The organism is Clostridium sp. TJA085 (genome assembly GCF_058310235.1).
The window spans coordinates 140,057-163,178 of the sequence record NZ_JBZEEZ010000004.1; the positions used below are offsets into that span (position 1 = coordinate 140,057).

The 23,122-nt window shown below is 25.9% G+C and carries 24 protein-coding genes, 1 riboswitch and 1 other annotated feature; of the genes, 3 read left to right on the forward strand and 21 right to left on the reverse strand.

The window, feature by feature from the left end; translation table 11 throughout:
- Positions 1–55: 55 nt before the first annotated feature.
- The 7 genes from AC4FQW_RS11105 to AC4FQW_RS11135 all read right to left on the reverse strand — a co-directional run bounded on the left by AC4FQW_RS11105 (position 56) and on the right by AC4FQW_RS11135 (position 6,950).
- Entirely contained in the window at positions 56–760 is a 705-nt protein-coding gene (locus AC4FQW_RS11105; protein ID WP_303130099.1) for a lysophospholipid acyltransferase family protein, read from the reverse strand.
- A 55-nt stretch (positions 761–815) separates the two neighbouring features.
- A complete protein-coding gene (gene queG / locus AC4FQW_RS11110) occupies positions 816–1,796 on the reverse strand; it encodes a tRNA epoxyqueuosine(34) reductase QueG (protein WP_491149087.1) in 981 nt (326 codons plus the stop codon).
- A 28-nt stretch (positions 1,797–1,824) separates the two neighbouring features.
- On the reverse strand, positions 1,825–2,409 hold the full coding sequence (gene epsC / locus AC4FQW_RS11115; RefSeq protein WP_303130102.1) for a serine O-acetyltransferase EpsC: 585 nt from the start codon (positions 2,407–2,409) through the stop codon (positions 1,825–1,827).
- A 33-nt stretch (positions 2,410–2,442) separates the two neighbouring features.
- Complete coding sequence (gene cysK / locus AC4FQW_RS11120; RefSeq protein WP_491149090.1) at positions 2,443–3,345, reverse strand: cysteine synthase A; 903 nt, start codon at positions 3,343–3,345, stop codon at positions 2,443–2,445.
- Positions 3,346–3,401: 56 nt separating this feature from the next.
- Positions 3,402–3,639: a binding site (T-box leader), on the reverse strand.
- Positions 3,640–3,784: 145 nt separating this feature from the next.
- Positions 3,785–5,056, reverse strand: a complete 1,272-nt coding sequence (locus AC4FQW_RS11125; protein WP_303130106.1) for a magnesium transporter — start codon at positions 5,054–5,056, stop codon at positions 3,785–3,787.
- Between the two features lie 313 nt (positions 5,057–5,369).
- The gene (locus tag AC4FQW_RS11130) at positions 5,370–6,011 is read right to left on the reverse strand and encodes a hypothetical protein (RefSeq protein ID WP_491149092.1); all 642 of its coding nucleotides are present in this window, start codon (positions 6,009–6,011) and stop codon (positions 5,370–5,372) included.
- Between the two features lie 57 nt (positions 6,012–6,068).
- Positions 6,069–6,950, reverse strand: a complete 882-nt coding sequence (locus AC4FQW_RS11135) for a YegS/Rv2252/BmrU family lipid kinase (RefSeq protein ID WP_303129186.1) — start codon at positions 6,948–6,950, stop codon at positions 6,069–6,071.
- A 206-nt stretch (positions 6,951–7,156) separates the two neighbouring features.
- Between AC4FQW_RS11135 and pssA the strand changes: the two genes are divergently transcribed.
- Positions 7,157–7,687 carry a CDP-diacylglycerol--serine O-phosphatidyltransferase gene (pssA, locus tag AC4FQW_RS11140; RefSeq protein WP_303129187.1) on the forward strand — a complete coding sequence of 177 codons (531 nt, stop codon included), beginning with the start codon at positions 7,157–7,159 and terminating at the stop codon, positions 7,685–7,687.
- A 42-nt stretch (positions 7,688–7,729) separates the two neighbouring features.
- On the opposite strand, the gene AC4FQW_RS11145 is transcribed toward pssA, so the two are convergent.
- The 6 genes from AC4FQW_RS11145 to AC4FQW_RS11170 all read right to left on the reverse strand — a co-directional run bounded on the left by AC4FQW_RS11145 (position 7,730) and on the right by AC4FQW_RS11170 (position 13,597).
- Entirely contained in the window at positions 7,730–8,113 is a 384-nt protein-coding gene (locus AC4FQW_RS11145) for a hypothetical protein (RefSeq protein ID WP_303129188.1), read from the reverse strand.
- A 138-nt stretch (positions 8,114–8,251) separates the two neighbouring features.
- The gene (locus tag AC4FQW_RS11150; RefSeq protein ID WP_491149095.1) at positions 8,252–8,497 is read right to left on the reverse strand and encodes a hypothetical protein; all 246 of its coding nucleotides are present in this window, start codon (positions 8,495–8,497) and stop codon (positions 8,252–8,254) included.
- A gap of 11 nt (positions 8,498–8,508) precedes the next feature.
- Positions 8,509–9,048 (reverse strand): rubrerythrin family protein, encoded by a 540-nt coding sequence (locus AC4FQW_RS11155; RefSeq protein ID WP_303129191.1) that lies wholly within the window; start codon positions 9,046–9,048, stop codon positions 8,509–8,511.
- A gap of 40 nt (positions 9,049–9,088) precedes the next feature.
- A complete protein-coding gene (locus tag AC4FQW_RS11160) occupies positions 9,089–10,477 on the reverse strand; it encodes a SpoVR family protein (protein ID WP_491149097.1) in 1,389 nt (462 codons plus the stop codon).
- A 6-nt stretch (positions 10,478–10,483) separates the two neighbouring features.
- The gene (yhbH, locus tag AC4FQW_RS11165; protein ID WP_491149099.1) at positions 10,484–11,665 is read right to left on the reverse strand and encodes a sporulation protein YhbH; all 1,182 of its coding nucleotides are present in this window, start codon (positions 11,663–11,665) and stop codon (positions 10,484–10,486) included.
- 9 nt (positions 11,666–11,674) lie between these two features.
- Positions 11,675–13,597 carry a PrkA family serine protein kinase gene (locus AC4FQW_RS11170; RefSeq protein WP_303129195.1) on the reverse strand — a complete coding sequence of 641 codons (1,923 nt, stop codon included), beginning with the start codon at positions 13,595–13,597 and terminating at the stop codon, positions 11,675–11,677.
- A 451-nt stretch (positions 13,598–14,048) separates the two neighbouring features.
- On the opposite strand from AC4FQW_RS11170, the gene AC4FQW_RS11175 reads away from it, so the two are divergent.
- A complete protein-coding gene (locus tag AC4FQW_RS11175; RefSeq protein ID WP_303129196.1) occupies positions 14,049–15,212 on the forward strand; it encodes a dicarboxylate/amino acid:cation symporter in 1,164 nt (387 codons plus the stop codon).
- 212 nt (positions 15,213–15,424) lie between these two features.
- Here AC4FQW_RS11175 and recQ read toward each other — a convergent pair whose 3' ends face one another.
- Positions 15,425–17,191, reverse strand: coding sequence for a DNA helicase RecQ (recQ, locus tag AC4FQW_RS11180; RefSeq protein ID WP_491149101.1), 1,767 nt, complete (start codon positions 17,189–17,191; stop codon positions 15,425–15,427).
- A gap of 183 nt (positions 17,192–17,374) precedes the next feature.
- Between recQ and AC4FQW_RS11185 the strand changes: the two genes are divergently transcribed.
- Positions 17,375–17,734 carry an SdpI family protein gene (locus AC4FQW_RS11185; protein WP_303129198.1) on the forward strand — a complete coding sequence of 120 codons (360 nt, stop codon included), beginning with the start codon at positions 17,375–17,377 and terminating at the stop codon, positions 17,732–17,734.
- 36 nt (positions 17,735–17,770) lie between these two features.
- Here the strand turns inward: AC4FQW_RS11185 and AC4FQW_RS11190 are convergent, their stop codons facing one another.
- From AC4FQW_RS11190 to AC4FQW_RS11220, 7 genes are all read right to left on the reverse strand, one after another.
- Positions 17,771–18,679 carry a sensor histidine kinase gene (locus AC4FQW_RS11190; RefSeq protein ID WP_491149103.1) on the reverse strand — a complete coding sequence of 303 codons (909 nt, stop codon included), beginning with the start codon at positions 18,677–18,679 and terminating at the stop codon, positions 17,771–17,773.
- A 28-nt stretch (positions 18,680–18,707) separates the two neighbouring features.
- The gene (locus AC4FQW_RS11195) at positions 18,708–19,445 is read right to left on the reverse strand and encodes a DUF2705 family protein (RefSeq protein ID WP_303129203.1); all 738 of its coding nucleotides are present in this window, start codon (positions 19,443–19,445) and stop codon (positions 18,708–18,710) included.
- Positions 19,438–20,358: an ATP-binding cassette domain-containing protein gene (locus AC4FQW_RS11200; protein WP_303129204.1), complete on the reverse strand. Its 921-nt coding sequence runs from the start codon at positions 20,356–20,358 to the stop codon at positions 19,438–19,440. Before AC4FQW_RS11200 ends, AC4FQW_RS11195 begins: the two co-directional genes overlap by 8 nt.
- A 109-nt stretch (positions 20,359–20,467) precedes the next feature.
- Complete coding sequence (locus AC4FQW_RS11205) at positions 20,468–21,169, reverse strand: response regulator transcription factor (RefSeq protein WP_303129205.1); 702 nt, start codon at positions 21,167–21,169, stop codon at positions 20,468–20,470.
- A 34-nt stretch (positions 21,170–21,203) separates the two neighbouring features.
- A complete protein-coding gene (locus tag AC4FQW_RS11210) occupies positions 21,204–21,713 on the reverse strand; it encodes a hypothetical protein (RefSeq protein ID WP_491149106.1) in 510 nt (169 codons plus the stop codon).
- Positions 21,714–21,850: 137 nt separating this feature from the next.
- Positions 21,851–22,360, reverse strand: a complete 510-nt coding sequence (gene thiW, locus AC4FQW_RS11215) for an energy coupling factor transporter S component ThiW (protein WP_491149108.1) — start codon at positions 22,358–22,360, stop codon at positions 21,851–21,853.
- A 68-nt stretch (positions 22,361–22,428) separates the two neighbouring features.
- A riboswitch (TPP riboswitch) is annotated at positions 22,429–22,539 on the reverse strand.
- On the reverse strand, positions 22,540–23,100 hold the full coding sequence (locus tag AC4FQW_RS11220) for a hypothetical protein (protein WP_303129209.1): 561 nt from the start codon (positions 23,098–23,100) through the stop codon (positions 22,540–22,542).
- Positions 23,101–23,122: the final 22 nt, after the last annotated feature.

A 23,122-nucleotide genomic window follows, 5' to 3' on the forward strand; every position in this document is an offset into this window, starting at 1 on the left:
CATTTTTTCTTTTAAATAAACTCGCCCTAAAAATATTAGAGCGAGTCTTAAAATATTATTTATATACACCTCTATAACTTTCTGGCAATTCTTTAGCTATAGATTTCATTAAAAATTCCATACATCTATCATCATATTCATGCTTTGTTTCTTCTTTTTCTTTTTTAGGTAAAGTTACTGGATCACCAAAATTTAAATATACATCAGCATCTTGCCAAACCTCTCCACCCATATCTCCATCTTTGCATATAGGTAAAAGTTTTTCTGTTCCTGACATACCTATTGGAATAACAGTTACATTTTTTACCTTAGCAAGAAGTAGTATTCCTTTTTTCCCCTCAATCATAGCACCTGTTCTACTTCTTGTTCCTTCAGGGAATATTAAAAGATTTTCTCCACCTCTTAATACTTTAACCATTTTTGTCATAGCTTCCTTATCAGCTGTGTTTGGTTTTATTGGAATATTTTTAACCATTTTTATACCTATATTAGTTATAGGATCTCCTGATAACTTAACTCCAGCTACAAAATATGGGTCAAAATCTTCTTTTAAAATTTTATTTAAAAGTAATCCATCAGAATTACTCAAGTGATTACATATAAAGACTATAGGGCCTTTTATATCTTTTATTTTCTCATATCCACTGATATGTAAATTTGCATGTTTTTTTATGTACCCGTCAGTAATTTTCTTTCCAACGTACACCACTAAGCTTTCTGGTAACATTCCTATAATCTTCGCCATAAATGGTGATAACATAAAATCCCCACCCACTTCCTATAATATTAATCAATCTATATTATATTCTAGATGCTTATAAAAGTCTATCTATATAATTATTTATATAAGGAGATTCACTTTTTATATTATCTATACTTTCTTTTTTAAATTTAAACTTTCTTATTATAGCATTTCTTATTAAAATATTTTTTCCTCTCCATCCACAAGATGTAGTTTTATAAGATTCTTTAAATATTTTATTGTTTAAATTTATTATAAGATCCTCATTATCATTTTTCATAAATTCTTTTACTTTAAAACTTTCTATATTTGAGAACTCTATATGTTCATTATATGGACATTTTAATTGACAGCTATCACAACCAAATATTCTTCCATTTAATAAATTCAATTCATTATCATTTAAGTCCTTCTTTTGAGTTAAATATGAAACACAAATATTAGTATTTTTTCTAAATTTATTAATAGCTTTAGTTGGACATTCCTTAAAGCAAATAGTACAATCACCACATTTTTTATATTCCATAGATTCTTGTAATGTAATTTTATCCTCTTCAAATATTTCCAAATCAGTTATTATTTCTCCTAAAAAAACATAAGAACCATATTTTTCTGTTATTATCATATTATTTTTGCCAATAAAGCCTATACCTGCTAAACTTGCAATATATCTCTCAGGAAGAGAGTTACTATCTACTAACGCTATGCTATTTCCACCTAAACTATTAATAAATCCACATATTTTTTCTAAGTATTCATGTAAAACTTTATGATAATCTTCTCCTTTTGTATAAATAGAAAAACCATTATTTTCAAAGTTTTCTAAATTAGCATAAGGGAAAGCTATTGATATAATAGTCTTCCCCTCTTCCATATATATATTAGGATTTATTCTTTTTTCTATATCCTCTTCTTCAAATTCATTTTGAAGATTTAAATCCTGTCTTTCTTTTAAGAAGCCTTTTAGTTCTTCAAATTTTCTGCACTTTATAAATCCAACTAAATCTAAATTTAGACTGCTGCAAAATTTTAAAATTTCATTTTTTATATCCATTTTCAAACACACTTTCTAAAACCTATATTTAAATTATCATTTCATTATATATATCTTTATATTTTCCTTCAACATCTTTAATAGTTATAATTTTAGAATTTACTTTTTTAACTACCTTTGCTGGTATTCCAACTGCTGTTTTATCATCTTCTATATCTTTTAAAACAACTGAGTTAGCTCCTATTTTAACATTATCTCCAATATTTATAGGTCCTAAAACTTTAGCACCACTCCCTATTATAACATTATTCCCAATAGTAGGATGTCTCTTTCCTTTATGCTTACCTGTTCCACCTAATGTTACTCCATGATATATAGTAACGTTATCACCAACTTCTGCTGTTTCTCCAATTACTACTCCCATTCCATGATCTATGAATAAACCTTTTCCTATAGTAGCACCAGGATGAATTTCAATTCCAGTAAAAAACCTACTTATTTGAGATACTAATCTAGCTAAAAAAAATAATTTATGCTTATATAATTTATTTGATATTCTATATGCAATTAATGCATGAACAGATGGATACAATAATAATACTTCTATTTTACCTCTTGCTGCTGGGTCTTCTTTTAATATTCTTTCCAAATCATAATTTAAATTTTTAAACATAACAGCAGTTCCTCCTTTAGATTTTAAAATTTTCTAATAAAGTCCCATTGATAAATATTTTTCTCCACCGTCTGGCGCTATCGCTAAAACTTTTTTACCTTTACCTAATCTTTTTGCTATCTTTTTAGCTGCAGCTATAGTACTTCCAGAAGATATTCCAACTAATACTCCCTCTTCTTTTGCAAATTCTCTAGCAGCTTCAAATGCTTCTTCATCTGTTATTGAAATTATTTCATCAACATATTTACTTTCATATATTGCAGGAATAAATCCAGCTCCTATCCCTTGTATTTTATGCGGCCCTGGTTTTCCTCCACTTAATACTTTAGAATTTTCTGGCTCAACTGCTACAGTTTTTAATTCTTTTATTTCTTCTTTTAATTTTTTTGATATACCTGTAACTGTTCCTCCTGTTCCAACACTTGCAATAAAAACATCTAAATCCTTTATATCGTTTAATATTTCAATAGCTGTAGTTTCATAATGTTTCTCTTTATTAGCGCTATTCTCAAATTGTTGTGGCATAAAATATCCATCTTTATTTGAAAGTTCTGTTGCTTTTTCTATTGCTCCTTTCATACCTTTGCTTCCATCTGTTAATATAAGTTCAGCTCCATAAGCTCTTATTAAAGCTCTTCTCTCTTCACTCATAGTATCTGGCATAACTATAATTACTTTATATCCTTTAAGTCTTCCTATCATTGCAAGAGCTATTCCTGTATTTCCACTTGTTGGCTCTACAATAACATCACCTTTTTTTAATAAACCATCTCTTTCTGCCTTTTCTATCATTCCAAGAGCAGCTCTATCTTTTACACTTCCACCTACATTAAATTTTTCAAGTTTTACGTATATGTCTGCACTATTTTCGTCTATACTATTCATTTTTAATATTGGTGTACTTCCTATCATTTCTAAACTATTTTTGTAAATCATATTAATACCTCCCAAAAACTTTTAATTTTATGTATAAAAAAAACTCCCTCTCTAAATATAGAGACGAAGTAACTTCCGCGGTTCCACTCTAATTGAATTAAAATAATTCCCCTTAAAAATTCAAGTACATAAAAATACTTTATCGCTATAACGGGCGAATCCGGAAAATCTTACTAAACTTTCAGATTACAACTCCAAAGGGCACTTCATATAAATTCTTGATAAAAAGCTCTCAGCAACACTTTTCTCTCTGTAATCTTCCTTTATACTACTTTCCTTTTTCACAGTTTTTAATTCAGAGTATTTTGATATGTTTTATAATATTATTATATTCTCTTTTATTTTATTGTCAACAACTTTTATAAAATTTTAAATTAAATTAAAAAGTGTAGTAATATTGTTTAAATAAAAATTTAAACAATATTACTACACATATATTCTAATACTTTTCTTTTGGTTTTCTATTCTTCTTTTTCCATAATGGATATAAATACTCATCTACTATATCATGAATTATAACTATACCAATAAGTTTTTCATCCTCATCAATTACCGGAACAGATAAAAGGTCATATTTATTCGCTATTTCTACAGCTTCATCAATATAATCTTCATGTTTTAAATAATTGATATTTGTCTCCATTATTTCACTTAATTTATTACTTCCATCACTTAATATTAATTCTCTTAAAGAAACTGATCCTTGTAATTTATCCTCATTATCAGTTATATAAATATAATACATAACTTCTTCGTCAGGTTGCATCTCTTTTAATATATCAACTGTTTCTTTAACAGTTATATCTAAATTTAAAGATATAAAGTCTTTAGCCATTATACTACCAACAGTTTCATCTTCATATTCTAAAAGTTCTTTTACTTCTTCAGCATCCTCTTTTTCAAGATTTACTAATATTTTTTCTCTTTCTTCTTCATCTAGTTCATCTAAAAGGTCTGCTATTTCATCACTTGGCATATTTTCTAAAAGTTCAGCTGCTTTACTTTCTGATAATTCCTTAATAATTTTCCCCTTATATTCCTGATCTAATTCTTCTAATGTATTTGCAGCTAAATCATCATCAAGTGATTCAAATACTTGTTTTCTTGATTTAGTATCTAGTTCTTCTAATATATCAGCAAGGTCTGCTGGATGTAGTTTAGAAAGCTTCTTATATGGTACTTGTAACTTTAAATTATTATTTATCATTTCTAATGATTCAACATCATCCCACATTAAAACTGTTTCTTCAAAACTTTTTCCAAGTAATTTATATATTGGCTTAACTAAAAAGCTTATCCCCATTCTCTTGTATCTAACAAGCGGTCCAGTTTCAACAGCTACTACTCTATATTCTCCTGCAATTTTAGCTATTCTTAAATCATCAACTCTAACTACCTTTTTTCCATTTATATCAACAATCTTTTTATCTAAAAGATGTCTTGATAAAAGGTAACTATAAGTTCTTGGCAAGATTTCTTTACTTCCCTTTGTATCTATTATTACTTTTCCATCAGCCTTATAAAAATTTATATCTCTAAATTCATAGTGATATATAGAACCATCTCTCTTTACTTTATAACCAATTATTTTTGGATATCCTTCTTCTGTTGTTACATATACATCCTTTAATACTCCCATAGTATCATTAAATTCATCATATATTTTTTTACCTAATATATCTGTATAAGAAAATACTGTCATTTGCTTCATTATAGCTCTCCTCCTTATTGCCTATAAGGGAAACCTTTAAACTATTAAATCATGACAGTACAAAAAGTTTGTAAATTAAATAGAAGTCTCCCTTAAGACATTATTGAGTTTTGGGTTGTCATTTAAATTGGGTCCAACCTCCATTTATTAATTCACCATCCTTTTTATTAAAATTTATAAAAATAAAAAATGGCTTTGTTATACCACAAAACCGCCTAAAGTTTTAAATAATAATTTTATATTATAAACTTATTCTATACTTACATTATATTATATTAAGATTAAAAGGCAACTACTTTTATAACATTTATTATTATTTAAACGTTTTTACACAACTATTTAAGCTAATTAATATTAAAGATTCGCCAAATATAGAATATGGAATAGGATTTATTCCTATCATTATAAATATAATATCTATTAATATAAAGACTATTATTATCATTAATTCAATTAATTTATCTTTTAAAACATTTTTCTTATTTAAGAATAAGGTTCCCAAAATAAGTAATGATACTAAAATTATAATAAATGATAAATTTATATATATATTATTATTTAACTTTATCATATATCCAAACATATTATTTAGTATTATTTTTCCTTGACTAAATTTAATAAATATTACATATAAACATATACATATTAAACTTAATAAATATATTTTATTAAATGAAAAATTATCTATTCTAAAATAAACATAATAAATGCAAATTATAACTAATGGAACTATTAAATAATCTAAATATACTATTCCCTTCAAATTATATGCTAAAGATGAGTCTTTTACTATACTCATAAATAATATAGATAAATTTCTAATAAATATTCCAATCATACAAGGTATAAAAAATATTTTTATTTTTATAGGTGAATTTTTATAAAATTTATTTATTGCTATTAAAAATAAAAAAAGTATAAGTAAAATCTGTACATAATATATAATACTTATCATATTAAACACTCCTAAATACAAACTATGTTACTTATACTTATTAAATATTATTTTATTTTATTCCTTTAATCCTAAAACTTGTATTCCACCCTTTATACATTTTATATCAAGAGGGAAGTCAGGACCCTTTTCTCCATCTATATCAGTTACTATATCTTCATCACATTCTACTATAACTTCATCAGTTTTAAAGTGAATTACTTTATCCGATTCTAAATGATCTCCTCTTAATACTTTTAAAAAAAGAGGTAATAATTCTATAACAGGAACTGCTTTAAATAAAATTAAATCTAACTTTCCATCTTGTATATCAGCTTTAGTAGCTAAATTAAGATTTCCAGCTGTTCTACCATTAAAGACTAATAACAAATACATTTCCCCATTATAATTAACTTCTTTTGATTTTAAAGTTACATTTAATTTTCTAAAATTAGGTAACTCCTCAATTCCTTTTATATAGTAAGCAAGCTTTCCAATAGCATTTTTAAGATGTACATCAGTCTTCTGTGATACATCTGTAAAAAGTCCCGTACTTGCAACATTTATAAAATATTTATTATTTATTTTACCTATATCAACTTTTTGAGGTATTGAAGTAAGAATTCTAACACAAGCATCTTTTACAACTTGAGGCATATCAATAAATTTACCAAAGTCATTTGCAGTACCAACAGGAAGTATAGCTATAGGTATATTAACACCTTTTTTCATCATAGCATTTAAAACTGAATCTACAGTTCCATCTCCTCCAGCTATTAGTATATGTGCATAATTATTATCAATACAATCTAAAGCTTCACTTATATCTCTTCCTCGTTCTATTCTATAAGGAATTATTGTGTAACCATATTCTTGATATATTTTTATTATATTATCTAATTCATTTATTATTGCGTTCTCTCCAGAGTAAGGATTATAAATGAAACGTACCCTTTTCATTATTATTCCCCCTTTAGTCAAAGTTAACTAATATTATACATTTTTAAGAAAATATTGTCTACTTATATTTAACTTAAATACAATTAATAATTATTTCTAAAGTCTATCTAAAGATTTTATTAAAATTTAATTTTTTCTTATATTTAAGTAATTTGTATGCTATAATTACTAACTGTAAGTTATTTATGATTTTTAGGAGTGGTTATATGAAAAAAAGTTGTATTCCTAACGTATTTACTTTTATAAATTTATCATGTGGAGTTCTTTCTCTACTTTCAACATTTGAAGGCAAATACGTTCAAGCATCAATATTAGTGTTGCTTGCAGGATTAGTAGATAGGTATGACGGAAGAGTTGCTAGATACTTAAATGTGTCAAGTGAACTTGGAAAAGAATTAGACTCATTAGCAGACCTTGTATCATTTGGAGTTGCTCCTTCTATTTTAATCTATACTTTATTTAATTTTAAATATCTAGGACCATTTGGAATAATAGGTTATGCTATTCTTTTAGCATTCCCAATCTGTGGTGCATTTAGATTAGCTAGATACAACGCATCTACATTTACTGGTGTATTTACTGGAGTTCCTATTACAATAGTAGGTTGTTTTATGTCATTATTCGCAATTATATCATTTTATATCAAAATAGAAAATATAAACGTATTTATTCCAGTAATACTTATGATTTTAGGATCTTATTTAATGGTAAGCACATTAAAACTTAAGAAATTATAGTATTTTAATATCTCAGATATTTTTAAGTATCTGGGATATTTTTTATTCATCTTCATCTCTTATTGTATTTGCTGTATCATTAAATAAATTTAGCTCTGTATCTATTTCTGTCTGTATTATGCTCTTTATTCCGTTTTTTGCTTTTCCATTTGTATAACTATCAAATACAACATCATTTTTTATCTTACTATATTTTAAATAATTGTGTTGATGCTTATTTATAACATCCATTATTTCATCAATCTTCTCTCCAACTGCATCAACCCTATTAATTGCACTTTTAACTTCCTTATCTTTTCTTCCATATATATTATTAAGTTCTGCCGCACCAGCAACTAATAACCTATATGAATCAACATAGGACTTTAATAAATCAGATAATCTTCTAAGTTCTTCATATTGTACATCCATTGCTTTTTTTGGCATAAAGTACTCCTTCAAAATAGTTCTATATTTTTATATTATTTTTTTTTAAAATTTTTATTCCATTAATTTAAATACAAATTATTATACAAATTAATTTTATATAAAATAAAAATAGGGCTGCTAAAAACAGCCCATATATTACTTATTTAAAGTAATTTCATCTGAAAATTCTACATCAGTGTTTATCCATTTTAAAAAATCATCTTGTAATTTTTTATTATTTTTCATTTCTGTTTCACAGCTTATTTTATCTTTATATTTTAAGCATCCATTTGCATCTTTATTTCTATAATCAAATTCAATATCATTAAAATCTTCTAATTCATCATTTAATACATCTACTTTAAAAAAGAATTCATTTCCATCAGGATATCTACAATACATAAAGCTTCCTCCTATTTATTTACCTTACAATAAGGCTTAAAATATGCTCTCTCATATTTACATAATGGACAAACAGCAGGCGCTTCAGTTCCTTCATGTATATAGCCACAATTCATACACTGCCAATAAGTGATTTCATCAGACTTAAACATTTTACCTGTCCTTATTCTTTCACAAAGAGCTAAAAACCTTTCTTTATGTTTTTCTTCAACTTCTCTAAGCTCTCTATAAAACTCAGCAATTTCTTCAAAACCTTCTTCTTCTGCTATTTTTTCAAATTCTTTATAAATATTTTTATCCTCTTCATTTTCAAAATAAGCCGCATCTATTAAATTATCTTCTGTTGAACCAATTTTGCTTAAATATTTTTCAAAAACCTCTCTTGAATGAGCATATTCATTTCCTGCAGTTTCATCAAATATTTCTGCAACCCATCTAAATCCTTCTTCTCTAGCTTTTTCTGCATATAAATTATATTTACCTCTAGCTCTTGATTCTCCAGAAAAAGTTTTATAAAGATTTTTTTCTGTTTTACTTCCCTTTAACTTCACGGTAAACTCCTAATAATATTATTTTCTATTTATTTTATTCTTATCTTTTAAATTTGTTCCCTTCTGATATGGCTACCTTGCCATTCTCACATATAAGAATAAACTCTTCTCCATTTCTATCTTTAGTATTAAGTCTTACTCTATATCCCCAAAGCTTTCCTAAATACCTTAATGTTTCTTTAGCATAAGATAATTCTAGTTCTCTGCCGTCAAAAACATGTTCTAAAGTTAAAGTATAATCTCTCTTATTCAAGTCTATAACCCTAATATGAGGTATACTTCCTATTCCAGAAGAAAATGCTAAATTATCTCTTATACTTTCCCATCCTATATCATCTGCAACTTCTTCAACAACAAAATCAAAACTCCTTCTTCCATATTGAAAAAGATTAAGCTCCTCACATAATTCCTTTGTAAGATATCTTCTTATAAAAGAAGCATCTCTTTCAAGAGCTCTAACTTCAAATACCTTTTCTCTTCCATATCTTTTTTCTAAATCCATAAATATTTTAAAACCTATATAATAAGGATTTAATCCACCAGGTATTGGAGATACTACATCATTATGCCTTTTTAAAAACTCAAGATATAAATCTTCTGATAATCCTAAATTTTTTAATATATTATAATGACAAAAACATGCAAAGCCTTCATTCATAGTTTTAGTTTCTATTTGTGGTAAGAAGTATTCTGTTTCTCTTTTCACTATTCTTAAAATATTTTTTTCCCACTCCTCAAGTTTTCCATATTCTATTATAAAGCCAACTACATCATCTCTTGGCTCTAATGGAATCTTATCAACTTCTGGTTCTTCAATTTTAATATCACTATCAAGAAAATCTCTATTTACTATTTTATCTTTATAATCCTTTATTCTTCTATCTCTTATTTCACTATCACTTAATTCTTTTACACCTATAGATCTTTTTATGCTATATTTTACAGCATGAGCTGCATCTAATATTTTTTCTACTTTATCATATCCTATATTAGGATTATTTATATATCCTCTAATTATATCAGCATCTAATTTAAACATTTCTAATGCTCTATCAGCATTTGTTCCTTCTTTAAATAATCTATTATTTTTAAAAAAGTCATTATGTCCATAAACATGTGCCATAGTTAATATTTGAAGTAATAAAGTATTATCTTTCATAAGATAAGCAAGACAAGGATTTGAATTTATCACCATTTCATAAGGTAAACCAGTAAGATTTAATGAATATAAAGTTTTATTTTTCTCGTAAGCTTTTCCATAACTCCAGTGTGGATATTTAGAAGGCATACCAATATATGCTTCATATCCTATCATTTCATTAAAACCTATTACTTCAAACTCTTGAGGATAGTAGTCTAATCCTAAAGCTTTAGCTTCTTTTTCTATTTTCTCATTCCACATTTCTAAATCTTTTAAATTATATTCCAAGAAAATCTACTCCTCCCCCATCTCCTTACTTAGCATTTGTCTAAGTGCTTCCCATAAATCCTTTTTCTCTTTTACTATAACTGTAACAAAATTATCTTCTTTTATTTCTTTATTAAATCTATAATACATAGTTGTTGAATAGGTTGATGGTAAAAGTTCTGCATATCCAAACATATTACTAATACTACAAAGCTCTTTTACAGCTTCCATAGCATTTTCATTATCTTCAGTCCAGTTATCTCCATCACTTGCGTAAACAGGATAAATGTTCCACATCTCTTTAGGATATTTCTCTTTTATAACATCTAAAGCTAAATTAAGTCCACTTGATATATAAGTTCCACCTGATTCTGCTTTATGGAAAAACTCATATTCATTAACTCTTTTAGCAACTGTAGTATGTGATATAAACTCAAATGCTAAATTATTATATTTTCTCCTTAAAAATCTAGATAATACAAAGAAAAATGACCTTGCTAAATATTTTTTTGTACTATCCATTGAACCAGATACATCCATTATAAACACCATAACAGCATTGCTTTCTCTCTTTGGCTTTTGTTTAACTCTGTAATACCTTAAATCATCTTCTCTAAATGGAAATCTTCCAATATCAACTGGTTCATTATTATTCCTTAATTCTTTAATAGCTCTTTTTTTCCCCTGCTTTCTAGCTATTTTAGACATTACAGTTTTCTTTTTTGCAAGTCTAGGTCTTATACCATATCTTTGATAACCACTTCTTCTACCTGCACTTTCACTTATTATTTCTGAATATTTCTTCTTATCTAAATTAGGAAGATTTAAATCTTCTGCTATATAATCTAATAATTCATCTAAAGTAACTTCTGTTTCATATATATCATCACCTTCTGAATTACCAGCACCTTTATTGCCTTGACCTTTACCTGGTCTTCCTTGACCTATTTTATCTCCACGCTTTTCTTCACCAGTACCAGTTGCAACACCTTTTGAATTTTTACCATAAACAAACTGATATTCTTTAATTCCTCTTATAGGAATTTTAAATTTTTTATTTTTACTTTCTCCAATAATGCTTTCTTCAGATAAAATATCACCTAAATTCTCTTTAATGGATTTTTCTACTAATTGCCTATGCCTTCTTCTATCTTCAATAGATCTATCATGGTCTATTGGATTTATAGTATTATCTCTAAATATAGCCATAATTTTTATCTAATCTTTCCATAAATTATTAGCAGCATATTTTAAGATTACATCACAGCAATGTAGACAGTAACCATTTTTTTGCATTTCTTCTACCATAGCATTATATTTTTCAGTTTGCTCTTTATCTCTTACTCTTGATTTTGTTATTATTCTTGAAAGATCCTTGACTGATGCCATAAGTTTCTTTTCTATAGCCTCTTTAATTGGCTCATAAGATGTATATTCCATCTTTCCACCATTTCTAACTAAATAGAACATATATGATGTTACATCAGCTCTAAATCCTTTAGCTGATGATTCAGATACTCCTATTTGTTCTTCTATACTTCTCATAAATTCTTCATCTGGATTTAATTCTTCTCCAGTTGATAAATCTTTTATTTTACTCTTATTTACAAATGCTTCTGCATTATCTATATAATTATTAAAAAGGCTTTCTGCTTGTTCTCTAAATGAATGTATAAACGCCTTTGTAATTTCTTTTTCTAAAATTTTATTGTATTCTTTTCTAATTGTGTCTTGAATAAATCCTAAATATTTTTTCTTGTCATCAGATCCAATATCCATTTCTTTAACTGATTTAATTATGCTTTCCATTATACTAAGTGGATTTATACAATTATGCTCTGAGTTTGAAAGAGCATTATCTATTGCTTTAATTATAAATCTTGTTGAAATTCCCTTCATTCCTTCATAAGAACCTGCTTCTTCTCTAAGTTCTCCTATATCAATTCTTTTAGTTGATCCTTTTTCAACTATTTCTTCACCATTATATATTTTAAGTTTAGTTATAGGATCTACTTTATTTGAACCTGTAAGTCTTGAAAGAATCGCAAACATAGCAGCTATTTCAATTGTATGAGGTGCTATATGAGCATTAAAACTACTCTTTCCTAAAATCTTTTTATAAATTTTAACTTCCTCATCAAGTTCTAAACAATACGGAACTTCTATTTTTACTATTCTATCTAATATAGCTTCATTTGTATGGTCTGCTTTAAACTTGTTCCATTCAGCTTCATTTGAATGAGCTACAATTACCCCATCAAAGTAAATCATTGAACCTTTACCAGGTGAAGGAACTGATTTTTCCTGAGTAGCAGTAATTATTGTGTGAAGATATTCAACATCATTTTTAAATACTTCTATAAATTCAACCATTCCTCTATTACCAACATTAAAAGCACCATTTAATGAGAAAATTCTTGGATCATCTTCTGGATACATGTCCATTTTAGAAATATCAATTGAACCTGTTAAAATTGAAGTATCTTGGTTATTAGGATCAACTGGTGGAACTACACCGATTCCTTTTCTTGACCTTATAGAGAAATTTTTTCTCTCTATAAGCATATCTTCATATTTACCTCCATACTCATGTGTAAGTCTATATTTACATACTGGACATAAATCTCCTTCTATTTTCACACCAAGTAATTCTTCAAACTCTGGTCTTAAATGATTAGGAATTAAATGCAGAGGTTCCTCATGCATTGGACATCCCTTTATACTATAAATAGGCTCACAATGTTCAAGAGCTTTTTTTAATGATTCAACTAAAGATGATTTACCAGCTCCAACAGGACCTACTAAATATAGAACTTGTCTTGATTCTTCACCTCTCATTGCAGCTGAATGAAAGTAATTAACAAGTTTCATTAAAACTTTATCAATTCCAAAAAAGTCATCTTTAAAAAATCCATATTTTCTTATTACTTCATTTCCATAAATTCTTTTTACTTTATAATTATCTTCTCCCTTTAAAACTTCTACTCCATCTTTTAAAATAATGTCATAAAGCCTTTTATGAGATAACTTTGCAATTTCTGGATTCTTCTTAACTATTTCTAAATAATCAAGAAATGTACCATTAAATTTTTCTTTTTCTCGGCTTTCTCTATCACTTTTAATAAACTCTTTAAAATCCATATAGCGTCCCCTCCCTTTGTTAAAATATATTCATTAAGTAATATAATCTATACCAAAAATAATTAGAATTTATAACTTTTAACAATACCCATCTATTTACATTCTAAAAATTCTCATATATAATTTAAATATATTTTAATAAAATTAAATAAAATCAAAAACTTTGATTAGAAAAATATGGTCTATTTAACTTATACAGAGAATTGTCTTTTTAGCTGAGAGAGACTTTAAAGTAATTTACCAATACAAAGTGCCTCTATGAGTTCTTTAATTGAAATTTATTTAAAGTAGATTAAAGCGTGAACGCACGTTATAGCGTTATATAATTTTGAGTTATATGTTTTTACATATAAACAGAGTGGGACCGTGGAAGCTATTACTTCTGCCTCTGTATTTTGGAGGCAGAAGTTTTTTTATGCTTATAAAAAATTTATAAAAAGGGGGAATTTTTTTGAAAAAATTATTTAACAATTTAATTTTTAAGCTTCTTTTAGGAGTTGTCATAGGTATTATAATTGGTAATATCGCCTCTACTTCAGTAATTGGTGTAATAGTTACCATAAAATATATACTAGGACAAATTATATTTTTCTCAGTTCCATTAATAATTTTAGGATTTATTACTCCATCTATTGCAAAACTTAGAGAAAATGCAGGTAAACTTGTAATGTATACAGTTCTTATTGCTTACCTTTCATCAGTGTTTGCAGCACTTTTATCTATGATTGCTGGATATAATTTAATTCCTAAGCTTTCAATAGCTTCAAATGCATCTGGTCTAAAAAAACTTCCAGATTTATTATTTAAGCTAGATATACCACCTATTATGAGTGTTATGAGCGCCTTAGCTTTAGCATTACTTTTAGGATTAGCTACTGGTTGGACAAAATCAGATTTATTTGAAAAACTATTAGATCAATTTCAAAATATTATATTAAGCATTGTAAATAAAGTAATTATACCAATACTTCCATTTTTTATAGCAACAAATTTTGCTGCTTTAACATATGAAGGTGGAATAAAAACTCAATTACCAATTTTCTTTGTTGTAATTTTAATAGTTTTATTTGGACACTTTATTTGGCTTTCTGTTTTATACATAATAGGAGGAATTATTTCAAAAGAAAATCCTTGGGAAGTTGTTAAATATTATGGACCTGCATATCTTACAGCTGTTGGTACTATGTCCAGTGCAGCTACATTACCAGTGGCCTTAGAGTGTGCTAGAAAATCAAAATCACTTAGAGAAGATATAGTTGATTTCGCAATACCACTTTGCTCTAATATACATTTATGTGGTTCTGTTCTTACTGAAGTTTTCTTTTTAATGACAGTATCACAAATATTATATGGAAAACTTCCTAGTCTTCCAACAATGATATTATTTATATTTTTACTTGGAATTTTTGCAATAGGTGCACCTGGTGTTCCAGGAGGAACTGTTATGGCATCATTAGGATTAATTATAAGTATATTAGCTTTTGATGAGGCTGGAACTGCTCTTATTTTGACTATATTTGCACTTCAAGATAGTTTTGGAACAGCTTGTAATGTTACAGGAGATGGGGCAATTGCTCTTATGCTTACAGGTATCGCTAAAAAGAAAAATTTATAATTTTAAAACTTTAAAGTATAAATTTATTTAAATTATATTTAAATAAAAATAAACTAATAGAATATTATATAGATATAGGATAATTCGTATAAATTATTATAAATCCTATATCTATTTTTAATTTCTATCAGTTTACTTTTTTAAAAGTTATTAAAATTTTTTTACTTTATATTTATTGTATTTTCAAAATAATATAACCATAAATATAATCTCTATGTCATACTTTTTATTAAATTTATTATTTCTTCTCCATATTTTAAAAGTTTTTTTTCACCCATACCTCTAACTTTCATAAGTTCATCTTTATCTTCTGGCTTTTTATTTGCAAGCTCTATAAGGGTAGAATCTGAAAATATTATATAAGGTCTAATATTCTCTTTTACTGCTTTAATTCTTCTCCATGATTTTAAAGCATTATATAGTTCTTTATTTAATATCTTTTCACTATCTTTTTCTATTTTCATAAAAACTTTTTCTTCTGACTTTAATACTTTAATTGATTTATTATTTAATATAAGCATAGAATATGTTCCTGGCTTTAAATTTACATATCCAAATTGTATTAAACCTTTTATTATTTCTCTTATAAATTTATTGCTATATTCTTTCATAAGTCCAAAAGTTGTAATACTATCTAATTTATTTTGTATTATTTTTGGTCCCTTTATTCCCCTTAATATATCAACTAAAACAGATATTCCAAATTTTTCTCTTGTTCTAAATATAGTTGATAAAATAATTTGACTTTCTCTTGTAAAATCCTGAATTTCATCACTATTTATGCAATTTGTGCAATTGTTACAAAAATTGGTAATATATTTATTATCAAAATACTTTAGTATAAATTCTCTATAACATCCCTCATATTCAGCATAATTAACTATAGATTGTAGTTTTCTAAGTGCTACTTCACGTCTATCAATTACACTACTTTTATTTATTAGAAACTCAACTCGCCTTATATCTTCTCTTGAATAAAAAAGATAGCAATCACATTCTTCTCCATCTCTTCCCCCTCTTCCAATCTCTTGATAATAGCTTTCTAAATTTTTAGGCAATGTTACATGAACTATATATCTTACATTGGATTTATCAATTCCCATTCCAAAAGCATTAGTTGCAATCATTACTAACTTTCTTTCATACAGAAAATCTTCTTGTGACTCATGCTTTAATTCATCAGACATTCCTGCATGATATTTTAAAACACTATATCCTAAATCTTTAAGATTTTCATATATAATTTCCACTTCTTTTCTTGAATTACAATATACTATTCCTGATTCATCTTCATGACTCTTTATTATACTTTTAAGTTCTTCTTCTTTATAAGCTTCCTTAAGTATATGTATATTTAAATTACTTCTATTTATATCTCCTAAGTATATGTAAGGTTTTTTTAATCCTAAAAGCCTTATTGAATCTTTTCTAACTTCATCTGTTGCTGTAGCTGTAAATGCAGAAACAACTGGTTTACTTTTTAAATTATCACAAAATTTATTTATATATCTATAACTCCGTCTAAAATCATGTCCCCATTCTGAAACACAATGTGCTTCATCTATAGCAACTTGAGATATATTTAAATCATTCATCATATTTTTAAAATAATTTGACTCTAGTCTTTCTGGAGATATATATATAATCTTATAAAGACCTAATGAACAATCTTTAAGTATCTCTTTTATTTCATCATTGTTTAATGTGCTATTTATATAAACTCCATTTATGCCTATTTCTTTTAAATTATCCACTTGATCTTTCATAAGTGAAATTAAAGGGGATATTACAATAGTAATTCCTTCAAATAATATTGCTGGAATCTGATAACATATAGATTTACCACCACCTGTTGGCATAAGACAAAAAACATCTCTCTTATTTAATATAGTATTTATTATTTCAAGTTGTCCTTCTCTAAATGTTTTATATCCATAGAACTTATATAAAGCATGATAAACCTTCTCTAAATTATTCATTTTAGTCTATCCTCCTCATATATTTCATATAATTAGTTATACCATCTTACTTTAACAAATTCCACTTAAATATAATATTATTTTTACAAATTTAGTTAATTAAATTAACCATATGATAACATTTACATGATATAATATATATATAAATAAAAAATATTTCTCGTACTAAAAGGAGGAGATTTTATGAGTCCATTAAGTCATTTCGTTGATTTTTTATTACCAGTTGCAATGATAATCTTCGGGGTATTATTTGCTATCAATCCCCCAAGTGATATAAATGAAAATTATGGCTTTAGAACAAAGCGCTCTATGAAATCTAAAGAAGCTTGGAGATTTGCAAATACTCAATTAGGTAAACTCTGGATTATTCTTGGTATTGTTTCAATTATTTTTATTGGTATAATTAAATCAACATTAAATCTTACAGATGATTTAGTATCAATGATTGGTTTATTTGGAACATTATTCTCTATATTTATATCACTTGGTATTGTTGAAGAAGAATTAAAATTAAATTTTGATAAAAAAAATAAACTTAAATAAATTTAAAGTGGCGAAATATTTCGCCACTTTTTGTATTTATACAATCTTCCATTTTATAATTATAGAAATTATACTTAAATCTTCATCTTTTTCAGCCCATATATCATGTCCTTGTTTTTCAACTAAAATTTTAGTTATAGCAAGCCCAAGTCCAGTATTTTGTCCTGTTCTCATTCTATCAACAGTAAAAAATCTCTCAAAAATTCTATCTACATCTATTTCTTCTATTTCATCTGTTCTATTAGAAAATTTAGTTATTATATAATCATTTTCTTTTTTTAATGATATACTTACACAGTCTTTTGCATATTTTAATATATTATTAATTAAATTTGTAAATATTCTATTTATAGCTTTTTTATCGCCATATACTTTGTATGAGTTTTCATCTATATCTATACTAGGTTCTATTCCCTTACTTGATATTTCTTCATAAAAGGCTGCTATTATTTCACACAATATATTGTTTAAATTAACTTTTTCTATATCTAAGTCATACTCATTAGCTTGAAGTCTTGATAAATCATAAAAACTTGATATTAAGTTTTTAAGAACTATAGACCTTTTTTCTATTATATTTAAATATTCTTCTTTTACATCCTTATCAATACTTTCGTCTTTAAGTAACTGAACATATCCAATAATTGATGTTAATGGCGTTCTTAAATCATGTGATATATTTGCTATAGCCTGCCTAAGTTCTAAATCCATACATCTATATTTTTCTTCTGTCTCTTTTCTTAAAATTATACTTTTATTTATTTCTATTATTAATTTTTCAATTTCTATACTAGGATATTTAATCTTAAGTAATTCATTTGTTTTTCTATTATTTAATTTTTCAACATCAAACCTTAGCGCTTTTATATTTCTTATTAGTAAAATTAAAAATATTATTAAAATAATAATTATAAATAATAAGAATACTATTATTATTCCTTGCAAATTAATCACCAACATCTATTTTCATAATTTATTTTATTTCCTGTCTATTAAATATAAATATTCCTATTGAAGTAAATATCACTGTATATATAATTCCACCTAAAACAGAAAATAATAAAGTTATATTACTTGTATTTATTGAGCCTACATTAGATAATAATGTAGTTAGCAAAATATTATTAAGAATATTAAACTTTTTCCATACAAAAGTCTCCATAATCCAAACTATACCACCTATATTTCCAATAACTAAATAATATATTAAATAAATTATTCCTCTTTTTATAGTTATAGCTAATAAATTTGCAATGGAAATTCCAGCTATATATAAAGGTATTGAACACAAAAATCTATTTATAATGTTGCTTAGCAAACTTATAGACATTCCATCAGATGGCAAAAACATTAATGCTATAATTAATGCTATTATACAAATAATCATACATATGAAAGCTAATATTATTTGAGCTATAAATTTTCCTAAATATATTTCAGTTCTAGTTAAATTTGACACTATAATATTTTTATATGTACCTTCTCTATAATCATCTAAAAAAACAACTGCAAATACCATAACAATCATAAGAATAAAATTAAAGGTCATTCCAAAGCTTCCTATAATAATTTCTCTTGTTATACCTTGACCATCAAAAAAATCAATTCCTAACATCATTAAAGCAATCAATCCTATAAGTGCAATAAGTAACTTATATATAAATGATCTTTTACTATACTTATAAAGCTCTGCTTTAACTAGATTAAGCATTTTTATCACCTCCAACTAATTGTAAAAAATAATCTTCTAAATTACTTCCAATCCTTTGGAGTTGATATACCTTTATACCTTCTTTTACTAACATAGAATTAACTATATAAGGTTCATTTATAAAATCATAAATTCTTAAATTATTTCCATTTAATACATCATAAGATTTACAGCCTAATTTTTCTAATACAACTGATGCCTTTTCAGAGTCGTCCACTTTTATAGATATATGATGTCTACATTTTTCCTCTAATTCTTCCGCTGATAATTCTTCTATAAGTACTCCATTATCTATAAATCCATAACATGTTGCAAGTTGAGAAAGTTCACTTAATATATGGCTTGAAATTAAAATAGTAGTTCTTTTTACTCTATTAAGTTCTATTAAAATATCTCTAATTTCTTTAATTCCCATTGGATCTAATCCATTTATTGGTTCATCTAATATTAAAAAATCTGGATTGCCAAGTATTGCAAGAGCTAAACCTAATCTCTGCTTCATACCAAGAGAAAAATCTCTAAACTTTTTATTTCCTGTTTTATCAAGGCCAACAATTTTTAATGTCTTATCAACTGAATCCTTCTCTACAATTCCCTTTTGAATTCTATAATATTCTAAATTATCTTTAGCACTTAATTTTGGAAAAAACATTGGAGTTTCTATTATTGCCCCAATTCTCGAGTGTTCTTTTATTCTTTCTTTTTTATTTACTTTTCCAAATAACTCTATTTCACCTGATGTTTCATCTGTTAATGATGTAATCATCTTAATTATGGTTGTTTTTCCGGCACCATTTCTACCTACTAAACCATAAATATCTCCTTCTTTTATAGTCATATTAATATTATTTACTGCAAATTTATTTATATATTTCTTTGTTACATTTCTTGTAATAACTATATTTTCTCTCAAAATTTTTTCACCTTCTTATTAATGTTTATATATAGAGTCTAATGTAAATTTTAAAAGATATATTAAATTAAACATTAAGAAAGTCTTAATTAAATATTATTAGCATGTATTATTGTAACTTAAATCCAATTCCCCATATTGTTTTTATATAATCATTTTCTTTATCTATCTTATTTATTTTAGAACGTATATTACTTATATGTACATTTATAGTATTATCATCACCTAAAAATTCTTCATTCCATACTGATTCAAAAAGATTTGCCTTTGTAAACACTTTATTAGGATTTTCTAATAATAATTTTAATATTGATAATTCCTTTGCTGTTAAAGGTATTAACTCACCCTTAACTTTAACTTCTAATTTTTCCTTATCTAATTCAATTTCCTTATATCTTAAAACAACTTCTTCTTCAAACTTTTCTTGTGGAAATTTTTTGTACCTTCTAAGTTGAGCTTCAAGTCTTGCAAGTAATTCTTCTATATTAAATGGTTTTGATATAAAATCATCCGCACCTATTTTTAATGCATTTACCTTATCTATTTGTGACGTCTTAGCTGATATAACTATAATAGGCATAAATTTTTCTTCTCTTATTTTTTTTATTATATCTTCTCCGCTTATTCCAGGTAACATTAAATCTATAAGCACAGCATCATAATCATAAAGTTCTATGCATAATCTTCCTTCACTGCCTGAAAAAGCTTGAGTAACATTATATCCTTCTTTAGTTAAAATTCTATATATTAATCCATTTATATCTTGATCATCTTCAATTATTAAAATTCTTTCTTCCCCTATGTTTTTCATCTTATCCCTCTTCTTTCAACCTTTTTATAAATAATTATAAACTTTTAAAAAAGACCTTTCTTATATTATAAATTATAACAATTATAATTATAACTACCAAATAATTAAATATTAAACTTAAGTTATAACTGTGCCACAATACTGTGTCCATAATTCTTATATGTTTTCCAATTGGATACCAATCATACACATTTAATGTTAAAGTATCAATATTATTTATATCATCAACAAAACTGCCCTTAACTAAAAAATCTACATACTTAGGTTTACCTAAATTAAATGTAGATAATTCTTTATATGGAGTATTTCCAATCGCATTAACTTCTGAATAATTTATATCATTTAAATTATTTACACTTGCATATGCTTTTATATAAGAAGAACCTTTTATAACTAATGGTTCCTCTTTATTTATATTGTATTGAACTATTAAATTAACTCCATTTCCATCAAAACATGTATAATCTGCTGCTTTCTTGTATGGTAAATATGGTATGCCAAATAAAATTATTAATAAAACTATATTTATTATAATTTTTTTCACTGTAACACTCCTTTGTTTAGTAGTCATTTGTATAATTATATAAAGTAGCATTAAAATTTATTAATCTTTATAAATTCTATTTACATCTATATCTTATTTAATATTAATCAAAACATTTAAAAACTAATATTAATAATTTAAATATTATCTTTTTTCATAACTAATATTTTATTTATTAATGATATTTTCAAGAAGACATATGCAAAAATTGCTCCAACTATACAGCTTAAGGAAAATGGTATTACATATAAAAATAATGATGCTTCTTTTCCAAGCAATAAAGATGCTATTGGATATGCAAGCATAGCACCTATGATTCCTGTCCCTATAAATTCTCCTATAACTGCAGAAAACATATTTTTAAACCATTTATAAAATAAACCTGCAAATAATGCACCAATCATACTTCCTGGAAAAGCTAACAAACTTCCAGTTCCTAATATATTCCTAATAAATGATGAAGAAAATGCATTTAAAATTGCAAACCAAGGACCTAAAGTTATTCCTGAAATAACATTTACAAAATGTTGAATTGGAGATATTTTTGCTCCAAACATAGGTATTGAAAATGTTCCAAAAAGTACAGATATTCCAATAAGCAATCCACTTAATACTAATTTGTAAGTTAAGTTTTTTTCTTTATTCATTATAAAATCCCTCCAAAATAAAAATTGAGTATAACCTTAAGGTTATACTCAATTTATTAAATATATTTATATTCATAAATAAGCACTCCCTACGTTGGTACTAACCATATCAGGTAATAAGGGTTTAGAAATTTTTAATTTCAATCTCAGCAAAACTTATGGCTCCCCTAGCTTTAAATTTATCTTTTTCTTACATCTTGTAATTCTCTTTTTAATAATTCTACTTCACAAACAAGATTATTTATATCAGACTTTAGTTTTTTTATTTCTTCTTCATATTTTATATTCTTATTAGTTGTAGTAGATTCTGTTGTGTTTATTGAACTTGTAGTTCCATCATTTGCATTATCTGGAGTTGGGTTTTGTTCACAAAAAGGATTTCCTACATTTTTATATTTTCTATTATAATATCTTCCTGGTCCATTTTGAAAATATTGTTGTTGTGCACTATATGTTAAAATAACTTGTCCTATTAACTCAAACCAGTTTCCTATAGAGTTTTGGATATTAAATGGCATATTTCCTGACATTACTTGACCAATTATATCTCCAATAAGCACAAACATTTGTGGATGTAAATCTTGAAATCCTCCTGGAACATCACTACACTGTTCATTTGGATCTGAACTTGCACTATTGTTAGAAGTTCCACTATTATTACAGTTTGAATTATTTTTATTATTAAAATTATTTTCAAATAATGATGAAAATTCATTTATAAATTCATTAAAATCATTCATTTCGTATAATCCAATTTAAATC